Annotated in this window: 7 protein-coding genes; 5 read left to right on the top strand and 2 right to left on the bottom strand. The window is 63.3% G+C overall.

Translation table 11 applies throughout. The features are described from left to right. Positions 1-22 precede the first annotated feature (22 nt). The 5 genes from AC25Z0_RS04575 (at position 23) to AC25Z0_RS04595 (ending at position 9,386) form a co-directional block, all read left to right on the top strand. Positions 23-1,360 (top strand): glutamine synthetase family protein, encoded by a 1,338-nt coding sequence (locus AC25Z0_RS04575; RefSeq protein ID WP_488119020.1) that lies wholly within the window; start codon positions 23-25, stop codon positions 1,358-1,360. Between the two features lie 19 nt (positions 1,361-1,379). Next, positions 1,380-4,409 carry a bifunctional [glutamine synthetase] adenylyltransferase/[glutamine synthetase]-adenylyl-L-tyrosine phosphorylase gene (locus AC25Z0_RS04580; RefSeq protein WP_488132469.1) on the top strand — a complete coding sequence of 1,010 codons (3,030 nt, stop codon included), beginning with the start codon at positions 1,380-1,382 and terminating at the stop codon, positions 4,407-4,409. Between the two features lie 523 nt (positions 4,410-4,932). Beyond that, complete coding sequence (locus tag AC25Z0_RS04585) at positions 4,933-6,486, top strand: glycosyltransferase family 2 protein (protein ID WP_488132470.1); 1,554 nt, start codon at positions 4,933-4,935, stop codon at positions 6,484-6,486. Then, positions 6,479-7,924 (top strand): glycoside hydrolase family 26 protein, encoded by a 1,446-nt coding sequence (locus AC25Z0_RS04590; RefSeq protein WP_488132471.1) that lies wholly within the window; start codon positions 6,479-6,481, stop codon positions 7,922-7,924. Before AC25Z0_RS04585 ends, AC25Z0_RS04590 begins: the two co-directional genes overlap by 8 nt. 61 nt (positions 7,925-7,985) lie before the next feature. Then, the gene (locus AC25Z0_RS04595; RefSeq protein ID WP_488132472.1) at positions 7,986-9,386 is read left to right on the top strand and encodes a UDP-glucose dehydrogenase family protein; all 1,401 of its coding nucleotides are present in this window, start codon (positions 7,986-7,988) and stop codon (positions 9,384-9,386) included. Between the two features lie 109 nt (positions 9,387-9,495). On the opposite strand, the gene AC25Z0_RS04600 is transcribed toward AC25Z0_RS04595, so the two are convergent. Both AC25Z0_RS04600 and glnA read right to left on the bottom strand, forming a co-directional pair. Continuing rightward, positions 9,496-10,467, bottom strand: coding sequence for a universal stress protein (locus tag AC25Z0_RS04600; RefSeq protein WP_488119025.1), 972 nt, complete (start codon positions 10,465-10,467; stop codon positions 9,496-9,498). Positions 10,468-10,588: 121 nt separating this feature from the next. Beyond that, complete coding sequence (glnA, locus tag AC25Z0_RS04605; protein WP_488119026.1) at positions 10,589-12,013, bottom strand: type I glutamate--ammonia ligase; 1,425 nt, start codon at positions 12,011-12,013, stop codon at positions 10,589-10,591. Between the last annotated feature and the right edge of the window lie 75 nt (positions 12,014-12,088).

Raw genomic sequence — 12,088 nt, forward strand, 5'->3', positions numbered from 1 at the left:
AGATGGAAAAGAGAGGGCCTGAATGGATAAGCAGCGTGACTTCGTTCTTCGTACCATCGAGGAGCGAGGGATCAAGTTCGTTCGCCTATGGTTCACCGACGTCGTCGGCACTCTGAAATCGGTGGCGATCGCCCCGGCAGAGGTCGAGGGTGCCTTCGCTGAAGGCCTCGGATTCGATGGTTCTGCCATCGAGGGACTCACCCGTTCGTTCGAAGCGGATGTGCTGGCGCACCCGGATCCCACGACTTTCCAGATCCTCCCGTGGCGCGGTGAAATCGACCCGACAGCGCGGATGTTCTGTGACATCACGACGCCGGACGGCCAGCCTGCCGTCGCAGACCCCCGCAACGTGCTGAAGCGCACGCTGGAGAAGGCGGCCGAGCGCGGGTTCACGTTCTACACGCACCCCGAGATCGAGTTCTACCTGCTCAAGTCGTCAAAGTACGGCCCAGAGGGTCCCGTGCCCGTTGACTCGGCCGGCTACTTCGACAACGTGCCAGGTGGCACGGCCCACGACTTCCGTCGCCGCTCTGTGCGGATGCTCGAAGATTTGGGCATCTCGGTGGAATTCAGCCACCACGAGGCCGGCCCAGGTCAGAACGAGATCGACCTCCGGTATGCGGATGCCCTCACAACGGCAGACAACATCATGACGTTCCGCACCGTGATCAAGGAAGTCGCCATCGAGCAGGGCGTGTACGCAACGTTCATGCCCAAGCCGATGTCAGATCACCCTGGTTCCGGCATGCACACACATGTCTCGCTGTTCGAGGGTGACACCAATGCCTTCTATGAGGCCGGTGCCCAGTACCAGCTCTCAAAGACGGGTCGCCAGTTCATTGCAGGCCTGCTCAAGCACGCTCCTGAGATCACGGCGGTGACCAACCAGTTCGTGAACTCATACAAGCGCCTCTGGGGTGGCGACGAAGCGCCGAGCTTCGTCTGCTGGGGCCACAACAACCGGTCCGCGCTCATTCGAGTTCCTCTCTATAAGCCCAACAAGGGCCAGAGCTCGCGCATCGAATACCGCGCGATCGACTCTGCGGCAAACCCGTACCTGGCGTACTCCCTCATGTTGGCCGCTGGTCTCAAGGGAATCGAAGAAGGCTACGAGCTTCCGCCAGAGGCAGAGGACAACGTCTGGAGCCTGAGCGACACAGAGCGTCGCGCACTGGGCTACAGCCCGCTGCCTGCCAGCCTCGATCACGCCATCGAATTGATGGAGCGCTCAGAGCTCGTTGCCGAGACGCTGGGGGAGCAGGTCTTCAACTTCGTGCTGCTCAACAAGCGGCAGGAGTGGAAGGAATACCGTTCGCAGGTAACGCCATTCGAGCTTCGCAAGAACCTCGAGATGCTCTAAGCGATACCGCTTCACCATCATGGCGCGCGGACAACTCACCCTCACAGAACTCGCCCGCGTTGGTTTTGTCGAACTCGGAGTTGTTCGCGAGCGCCTGGTGGATGCCGAGCGGCTGGGAGCCCCGCCTGCCACGGAGCTGCTCCCGCTGCTGGGGCGCACAGCCAGTCCTGATGCCGCACTCGGTGCGCTGCTCGAACTGATTCGCCGAGCGCCGGCCGAGACGACGGCGTTGCTCGACCACCCAGAATCCGCTGAGCGACTCCTGCGCGTGATCGGCGCATCCAGTGGCCTGGCTGAGTTCTTCCTGCGTCACCCAGAGGAACTCGATGTCCTCGCTGAGGGGCGGGACGAGCTGCCGGGCGCCGCGGACCTCGACGCCGACTTCCTCGACGCTGTCGGGGCAACAGCCGGATTTGCGCAACTGGTCGACGACGAAGCCTGGGTGGCCCTGCGCGTGCGCTATCGCCGACGGCTGGCAGAGGTTGCAGCCTTCGACCTTGGCCAGGCAGACCAGGTTCGTGGCGTGGACGCCGTAGCGCACTGCCTGGCCGATCTGGCATCCGCTGCCCTCGATGCTGCGCTGGCCGTCGCGCGCAGCATGGTGGCGAGCGACGTGCCAGGGCATGGCACCTTCCCGACAAACGAGGTGCGGGCAACCAGGCTCGCCGTGATCGGCATGGGCAAGGCCGGCGCTCGAGAACTCAACTATGTGAGCGATGTCGATGTGATCTTCGTCGCGGAAGGCGACGAGAGCGCGGGGCTCGACAACCAGCGCGCCGTCGACATCGCCACCCGGCTGGCCATGCTCACGATGCGCGGGCTCAACCAGCCAGCCGTCGAACCAGAGCTGTGGGAAGTCGACCCCAACCTCCGGCCAGAGGGCAAGGACGGCGCCCTGGTGCGCACCCTGGAGTCACATCTCGCCTACTACGACCGGTGGGCGAAGAGCTGGGAGTTCCAGGCGCTGCTCAAGGCGAGGCCACTCGCCGGCGATCTGGAGCTGGGCCTGCGATACGTGACGGCAGTTGCACCCGGCGTCTGGAGCAGCGCCAGTCGCGAGAATTTCGTTGAATCGGTGCAGCGGATGCGGGAGCGCGTCAGGGACAACATTCCAGAGGCCGAGGCCGAGTACCAGCTGAAGCTGGGCCCCGGCGGCCTGCGCGACATCGAGTTCACTGTGCAGTTGCTGCAGCTCGTTCACGGACAAGCCGACGAGGGGGTGCGCCAGGCCGGCACGCTGCCGGCCCTGACTGCTCTCGCAGACAATGGCTACATCGGCAGGGTCGAAGCAGCAGAGTTCGCCCAGGATTACCGGGTGCTCCGCCTGATGGAGCACCGCATCCAGCTGGAGAAGCTCCGTCGCACGCACCTCGTCCCGCGCGACGAGCAGGCGCTCAGAACACTGGCGAGAGCGACGGGCCTGGCGACGAGCGCCGCTGCTCTCGTCGAACGCTGGGCAGAGACCAAGCAGAGGGTGCGGGGGCTGCACGAGCGCCTCTTCTACCGCCCGTTGCTGTCGGCCGTCGCGTCGCTCCCCGCTGACGGACTCAACCTCACCAGCGAGCAGGCGGAGGCCCGCCTCGCCGCGATCGGTTTCCGCAACACCAGGGGCGCGCTCGGCCACATCGCGGCATTGACCGGGGGAGTCTCGCGTCGCGCCACGATCCAGCGGCATCTGCTTCCCGTCATCCTCCAGTGGATCTCAGAGGGAGCTGATCCCGACTACGGACTGCTCGCATTCCGGCGGCTGAGCGACAGCCTCGGCTCGACCTACTGGTTCTTGCGGATGCTCAGGGATTCGTCAGGGGCCGCTGAGCGCTTGACCCGCGTGTTGTCGAGTTCCCGCTTCGTCGGAGAACTGCTCGAGAAGATTCCGGAGGCGGTCGCGTGGCTGGAAGACGAGGCCGATCTTCGGCCCCGCACACTTGCCGTCTTGCAGGATGAGGCGAGCGCCGTCATCGCACGCCACGAGAGCCCGGACGCCGTGGCAGGAATCCTGCGCACCGCCAGGCGTCGTGAGGTGTTGCGGCTTGCTTTCTCCGCCATCCTGGGCGAGATCACGGTGGCAGAGCTCGCTCTCGGCCTCACTGACATCACGGCCACGTATATCCAGGCCGTCGTCGCCTCCGTGCGTGGCACCTCTCTCGTACCCCGCCCTGATGAGGATGACGGCATTGAGTTTGCGGTGATCGGCATGGGCCGGTTCGGTGGAGCGGAACTCGGGTTCGGTTCCGATGCTGACGTGATGTACGTGTTCCGTCCGGTGACCATCGACCATGAAGCCGCCCACGCGCGCGCCACGTTTATCGTGCGTGAACTCACGCGGCTCACCGAAGACAATGCCCTGCCGCTCGACCTCGACATCGGGTTGCGTCCAGAAGGAAAGAACGGCACTGTCGTGCGCTCCCTCGACTCGTATGCCGCGTACTACCGGCGCTGGTCGCTGACGTGGGAAGCACAGGCGCTGCTCCGCGCATCCGGCGTGGCAGGGGATACCGCGCTCCTCGCCGACTTCACCACCGTGGCAGACTCCGTGCGCTACCCGAACACCATCGCTGAGCAGGATGTACGCGAGGTGAAACGCATCAAGGCCAGGGTTGAGAGTGAACGGCTGCCGCAGGGGGCCGACCCTCAGCGCCATCTCAAACTCGGCCGCGGCTCACTGAGCGATGTCGAATGGTTTGTACAGTTGCTTCAGCTGCAGCACGCTGCAGCGCTTCCGGAGTTGCAGACGACGTCGACGATGATCGCGCTGACCGTGGCGAGCGAGGCCAACCTCGTCAGCGAAGACGACGCTGAGACGCTGCGCGCCGCTTGGATCTTCGCCTCACGTGCTCGGTCTGCGATCACGCTCTGGACCAACAAGACGTCCGATGTGCTGCCGGCTGACCGGCAGCAGCTTGAGGGAATTGCGCGCATCATGCGCTATCCCCCTGGCTCTGCGAACCAGCTGGAAGAGGATTACCTGGGCGTCACGCGCCGTGCGCGGGCCGTTTTCGAGCGACTCTTCTACGGCCCCGTCGAGGGCACGCGTCCGCTCACGGGCTAACCCACAGTTTTGGGGTGCCCGCGTGGAGTGGGCACGTCTTCGATGGCGCCCGTCGCCGCCCCCATTTGTTACAGCGCCGTAAACTTCCGTAAGAATTTTTTACCGGAATTCGACCTCCGTTTTGCCGTTCTGAGGAAGCTGAGCGGCGCTCAGTCGGCAGTGTTTCGCCGCGCCCAACCATTGCAACGCGCCCAGCATCTCGCTCGCTGTCCCATGGATGCAAATCGCCCTGATCAGCAATTACGCACGCAGATTCGTCGCGCCAGCTCTCGTCGAACCCGCACTCAGGCAGTGAAAACCACCTCAGATTCGGCCGGGAAAATAGCCATGTCTATGTCCACACAAGGGGGGACACATGTCGGTCAAAGGGGGGACATCGCGTACCACGTCCGGGGGTAGACGGCACGTTTGCGCACGATGACTTCCACCCACCATACTCAGACCACAATCGCTTTTTGTTCGAATCATCGATGATCCCCAGCGGCGCGGATCTCACCACAACTACGATCGCCGGGGTACAGCCTTGTTCATTTTCATCCTGCAAATCCGACACATGACGGAGGGTCACGCAGAGCTATACATGTTCTCCGTGTACTCCGCCCTGGTCTGGATCCTCTGGGCAATCAAAGTATTCCTGTCCGCGCGTTACCGCCCGTTCACGGGCGAGTACAACGGCACGACCAGTGTCGTGGTTCCGGTGCTCGACGAGCCGCTTGACCTCTTCCGCGATGTGCTCGGGCGCATGGTGGAGCAGGGTCCTGGCGAGATCATCGTTGTCATCAACGGCCCTGAGAACCCCGGCCTCGTCAGCGTGTGTGACGAATTCGCCCCGCTCGTGCGCTGGGTCCACACCCCGATCCCCGGAAAGCGAAATGCCGTCAAGATCGGCACGGAGCTTTCCACCGGAGACATCACGGTGCTCGTCGACTCCGACACGGTCTGGATGCCGAATGCCCTCGCCGAACTCGTCAAGCCTTTCGCTGACGACAAAGTCGGCGGCGTTACGACCCGTCAGCGAATCCTGGAGCCCACGCGCAGCTGGATCACGCGCTGGGCCGACTGGCTCGAGAACTCCCGTGCGCTGTACTCGATGCCCGCGCAGAGCGTGTTGGGTCAGATCGGTTGCCTCCCCGGCCGCACGATCGCCTTCCGTCGCTCCATCTTGATTCGCGTGATGGACAAGTTCATGACAGAGAAGTTCATGGGCGTGTTCCTCGAAGTGTCCGACGACCGCACGTTGACCAACCTCACCCTCAAAGAGGGCTACCGCACCGTGTACCAGCACACGAGCCTCGTGTACACGGATGCGCCCCTGCAGGTGAAGAAGCTCTGGAAGCAGCAGCTGCGTTGGGCTCGCGGCAGCCAGTACAACACTCTCCGGATGTTGCCATGGATGCTCGGCCACGCACCGCTTCTCGCGTTCTTCTTCCTCATGGACATCCTGTTGCCCTTCCTTCTCGCCGGCGTGATGCTCGGCTGGGTCTACCGCTCATTCACGGGCCAGGGATACAACTTCTACGAAGGCTTCCTCAACGAGTACGGCATGGGCACCGGTATCGTGACCGTCGCAATCCTGATGCTCCTGTCGTCCGTGATCAGCATGGCCATCCGCCAGATGCGCCACCTGTCAGAAAAGCCCAGCGACTTCTTCCGTCTCCCGGTTTTCATCATCGTCTCGACATTCTTCCTGATGCCGATTCGTCTCATCGGATTCTTCCGGATGGCTCACGCCAGCGGATGGGGTACCCGCGTTGGCGCCTATGCCGGTGGCGACACCCAGACCAGCGAGGGCACCGGAGTCGACTCCGTTGGCAGCCTCCGCGATGAGGCAGAATTCGGCACCCTCGAGTCGCTCGGCTTCCCCGCGACCTGGTCTGAGTCATCCGCTACCCAGGGTGCGCACCAGGCCGGCTCTGCCCTCACGGCCACAGCGGTGCGAGAGTACCCCGCCGTAGAGCCGGTGACGGTCACGTCGCGCCGACAGAAGCCGGCCAGACGCCGCCTGAACCCGAAAGCTGCGATTCCTTACCTGATCGGAATCGCCATCTTCGCCCTGGAAGGATTCCTCATTGTCTAACAAAACCTGGTGGTCAACGGGAAAGAAGAACACCCGTCGCTCGGTGATTGCGCTCGTCGCCATGGCCGCAACGCTCGCCATCCTCTCGATGATCGTGTGGTCGTCTCCGAGCAGCCCGATTCGCCAAAGCGTTGAGGCGGCCGTCTCTGGTGCTCAGACGACACTGAACCCGCTCGCGGCTGAGAACACCAAGCTGAAGATGAAGCTTGCGTCCATTGAAGCAAAGCTCGCGAAGACGTCGAGTGAGCTGACTGCGCAGAAGAAGACGCTGCTGGCGCAGCAGGCTGCGACAGCCAAGAAGCTGGCCCAGGTTCAGCAGCAGGTTGTGGCCGCCGAGCGCCGTGCAGCAGACGCGAAGGCCGCAGCTGCCAAGCCGAAGGTCGTCGTCAAAACCACGCCGGCCAAGCCTGGAGTTCCAGAGACGACCATCACGGCCCCTGCCCTGCAGGACATCGTGAACCCCACCGCGCGCTACTTCGGCATGTACACGGAACAGGCGCCGTTCAACTGGTCGACGCTGGACGCGACAAGCAGTGCCATCGGAGTGCAGCCCGATATGGTCGGCTACTTCAGCGGCTGGGACGAAACGTTCAGGGCCAACGCAGTGACGCGAGCATGGGAACGCGGGAAGGTCCCGCTCATGACGTGGGAGTCCCGGCCGATCAAGGCCGGCAACGACGTGATTGAAGAGCCGGCGTACTCGTTGCCCGTGATCCTCGGCGACCCTGCAGCAGGCGTTCCCGGCGCATTTGACGAGTACATCCACCAGTACGCCCGCGACATCGTCGCGACGGGCCTCCCGCTCGGCATCCGGTTCAATCACGAGATGAACGGCATCTGGTATCCCTGGAACGAGACAAACGGCAAGGGCGAGTCCATCAATGGCAACCGCCCCGGTGACTACGTCAAGGTCTGGCAGCACGTGCACGACATCTTCGAGGCAGAGGGAGCCAATGAGCTCGTCTTCTGGGTATGGGCCCCGAACGTCATCACCAAGCTGCCTGCCGCGAACAAGACGCCGGAATTCCTGGCATCGCTGTACCCCGGTGATGAGTACGTCGACATGGTTGGTCTCTCCGGGTACCTGCGTCCGCCATACGTGGCGAAGCAGGAGTTCACGTTCCAGAGCACGTTCGATCAGAGCCTTGACCAGCTCCGAGCACTGACGAAGAAGCCGATTCTGCTGGCGGAAGTCGGCGCCTCTGAGACCGGTGGGCACAAGGAGCCGTGGGTCAAGAGCTTCTTCTCCGCGCTGGCTGAGCCGAAGAACGACGACATCATCGGTTTCGCGTGGTTCAACCTGGCCATCACCACCTACGTCGAGGGCGAGCGTTCCACGAACGACTGGCGCATCAACTCACGGGGCGACAGCCTCTCTGCGTTCATCACTGGTCTGACGGATCCACTGGGTCGATTCACCCTGTTGCCCGCAAGCTGACCGAACGCGTCCGAACGGCAACCCCACACTTCACCCCTTTTTCAGGACTAAGGAGAAACCAATGACGAACGACAACGTAGAGCAACGAGCACCACGGATCAGTGTTATCGGCACCGGCTATTTGGGCGCAACGCATGCTGCTGCCATGGCCGAAATGGGATTCGAGGTCGTCGGAGTCGACACCGATCCGAACAAGGTCGACGCCCTCAGCCAGGGAATCGTGCCCTTCTACGAGCCTGGCCTCCCCGAGCTGCTCCGCAAGCATGTCGGTACTGGACGCCTGCGGTTCACCACCGACATCGCAGCCGCAACGGACTTCGCCGATGTGCACTTCGTCTGCGTCGGCACGCCCCAGCAGGCCACGAGCTTCGCCGCGAACCTCAGCTACGTCGAGGACGCGACCAGGCAGGTCACCAAGCACCTCACCCACGACGGCCTGATCGTTGGCAAGTCAACGGTTCCCGTCGGCACCGCAGCACGCCTCCGTGGCATTGTGCGGGAGAACCTTCCTGCCGGCGTGCAGGCCGAGCTGGTCTGGAACCCCGAGTTCCTGCGTGAGGGCAAGGCTGTGCAGGACACGCTCGCGCCTGACCGCCTCGTTCTGGGGGGCACGACTGAAGCGTCTGAGGCACTGCTCCGCACCGTGTACGCCGAGCCGATCGCAAACGGCACGCCGGTGCTGGTCATGGACCTGCCGACCGCAGAGCTGGTGAAGGTGAGCGCGAACGCCTTCCTCGCCACCAAGATCTCCTTCATCAATGCGATCTCTGAGGTCTGCGCCGCTGTCGGCGCGGATGTCACATTGCTCGCGGATGCCCTGGGTCACGACGTCCGCATCGGCCGCCAGTTCCTGAACGCCGGCCTCGGCTTCGGCGGCGGTTGCCTGCCGAAGGATATCCGGGCGCTGATGCACCGCTCAAGCGAGCTGGGTGCGCACTCGGCCTCCGACCTGCTGCAGCAGGTCGACGAGATCAACATGCGACAGCGTCAGCTGGTCATCGACCACGCGTTGGCAGCCTGCGGAGGATCCGTTCTCAACCGCCGCATCGGCGTGCTTGGCGCGGCCTTCAAGCCGGACACCGACGATGTCCGCGACTCGCCCGCATTGAATGTTGCAGCGGCACTCCAGCTGAAGGGTGCCCAGGTGACCGTCTTCGACCCACAGGCCACCACCAGCGCGTCCCGCATTTTTCCGGCGCTCGGTTACGCCGACTCTGCCACGGCAGCAATCCAGGATGCCGACGTGGTACTCGTCCTCACCGAGTGGCCGGAATTCATCCAGGCCGATCCGCGCGAATTCGGACAGCTCGTCAAGTCCCAGAACATCGTCGATGGCCGCAACTGCCTCGACGGTGAAGCCTGGGCTGCCGCCGGCTGGAACGTTCGCACGATCGGCCGGGCTCCCGTGCGCAGCGTAAACGCGTCCGCACCTGCCGACCAGGGTGCATACGCGTTCGCCTGATGAACACGTTCGCCCCCTGAGCGCGGTCGCCGAGAAGAACCTCGACGGCGTGACATGAACACTGGCCGCATCCCTATCCGGGGTGCGGCCAGTGTTTGCTTATCCGCCCCTAGTGTCTGGCCCGCGGAACGATGAGTGTGGGGCACTCTGCGCGGTGCGCGCAGTACGCGCTGACGGATCCGAGCAGCAGGCTCGTGAAACCGCCACGGCCGCGGCTACCGACAACAAGGAACCCTGCCAGCTTCGACGCGTTGACCAAAGATTCACCCGGATCGCCCAGCACGCCGAAATAGCTGACGGGAACAGTGCCATACCGCTGCGAAACGGGGGCAACGTCTCTGATCAGCTGTTCCCGCACCCCCACAGAGACTTCCTCGAAGCTCGCCACGTAGCCATCCCTCCACAGCAGTCCGTGCGGCACATGGTCGATGCTCCAGGTTCGAACCGCGGCGAGGGGGAGGCCAAGTGCCTGTGCAAACGTGAGCCCAGCCTCGAGGGCATGATCGCTGTTCATAGAGCCATCGTGGGCGACAACGACTGATCCTGGCGCTATGTCGAGCAACACAGCGCTATCTGACCGGTCCCCGCCACCCGGCGCAGCCTCACTGTCCGACGCAGCCACGGCAGGTGGGCGAACGATCAGCACTGGGCACACCGCCTGGTGCACGCATCGATCGGCGACGGAGCCCAGCAGCAGGCCGGCAACGCCGCCGAGGCCTCGCGACCCGAGGACGAGCGCCAGCGCCTCGGCGGAGATAGCCGTCAGGGCTTCAGCTGGTGCGCCCAACTCGGCCTCATAGCTGACTGTCACGGACGGATGCTCACTCAGTGTCGGCGAGCATTCCTTCTCCAGCGTGGAGCGGACGGCGGCCGTCAGCTCTGGGAAAGAACCGGGGCCAGAGAGAATTTGGGTGTACTCGGGAGTGTGCTTCTCCAACTGCCAGCACCGGACGATGACGAGCGGGGCGGCGAAGGCCTTCGCGAGTGTGATGGCCTGCTGAAGCGCGCGAGCTGAATGCTCTGAGCCGTCATGTCCAACAACGATCGAACCGCTCGGCGCATATGGATAGTCCTCTGACACGGTGCTCTCCTCCCGTCGGGAACAATTCGCATCCTATCCCGCATGTGCGGGGCGCGCCGGTAACGCAATCGTGGCCGCCCCTCACGAAGAGGGACGGCCACGATTGTGTTCAGGCTATGGCTTAGACGCCGTAGTACAGCTCGAACTCGAACGGGTGCGGACGCTGGGCGAGGGGCTTGATTTCCTTCTCGCGCTTGTAGTCGATCCACGTCTCGATTAGCTCAGGGGTGAACACGTTGCCTGCGAGCAGGAAGTCGTGGTCTGCCTCGAGAGCGGAGAGTGCCTCTTCAAGGGATGCCGGAAGCTGCGGGATGTTCTTCGCCTCTTCTGGCGGCAGCTCGTACAGGTCCTTGTCGACGGGCTCGTGCGGCTCGATGCGGTTCTTGATGCCGTCGAGGCCAGCCATCAGCTGTGCCGCGAATGCGAGGTACGGGTTGCCAGAGGCGTCAGGAACGCGGAACTCGATGCGCTTCGCCTTCGGGTTGGTGCCCGTGATCGGGATGCGGATGCAGGCTGAGCGGTTGCCGGCCGAGTAGACCAGGTTGACCGGAGCTTCGAAGCCCGGAACCAGGCGGTGGAACGAGTTCACGCTGGGGTTGGTGAACGCGAGCACAGCCGGAGCGTGCTTCAGCAGGCCACCGATGTACCAGCGAGCCAGGTCGGACAGTCCGCCGTAGCCGGCCTCATCGTAGAACAGCGGTACGCCGTCTGCCCAGAGGGACTGGTGGGTGTGCATGCCTGAACCGTTGTCGCCGAACAGCGGCTTCGGCATGAACGTGGCCGTCTTGCCCCACTCGTGAGCGGTGTTCTTGACGATGTACTTGAACTTGAGGATGTCATCCGCTGCAGCGACCATGGTGTCGAAGCGGTAGTTGATCTCGCCCTGGCCGCCGGTGCCGACCTCGTGGTGGCTGCGCTCGAGAATGAGGCCTGCATCAATGAGCTTGAGGCAGATGTCGTCGCGCAGGTCTGCGTGCTGGTCCACAGGGCTGACGGGGAAGTATCCACCCTTGTACGCGGTCTTGTTGGCGAGGTTTCCGCCTTCTTCCTTGCGTGCTGAGTTCCAGGCGCCTTCGCTGGAGTCAACGGAGTAGAAGCTGGAGTGCTGGTTCACTTCGTAGCGAACGTCATCAAAGATGTAGAACTCGGCTTCGGGGGCGAAGAACGCGGTGTCGGCGATGCCGGTGGAGGCGAGGTACTTCTCAGCCTTCTTGGCAACCTGACGCGGGTCCTTGGCGTAGATCTCGCCGTTGCGCGGGTTGTAGATGTCGAACAGCATGATGAGCGTGCGCTCGGTGCGGAAAGCATCGATGTACGCGGTGGTGACGTCAGGAATGAGCTGCATGTCGGATTCGTGGATGTTCGCGAAGCCGCGAATCGAAGAACCATCGAAGAGCTGGCCGACGGTGAAGAACTCCTCATCGACGGTGGAAGCAGGAATGTTGAAGTGCTGCTGCACACCTGGCAGGTCGGTAAAACGGATGTCAAGGAACTTGACGTCGGTGTCCTTGATGAACTTAAGCACTTCTGACGAATCGCGGAACATGCGGGTTAACTCCAAACGGCGTGGATCCAAAACGGTCGCGCACTACGACCTCCTACGACCGTAGTAGCTCGTCGT

It is taken from the genome of Leifsonia sp. Y862, from assembly GCF_057669585.1.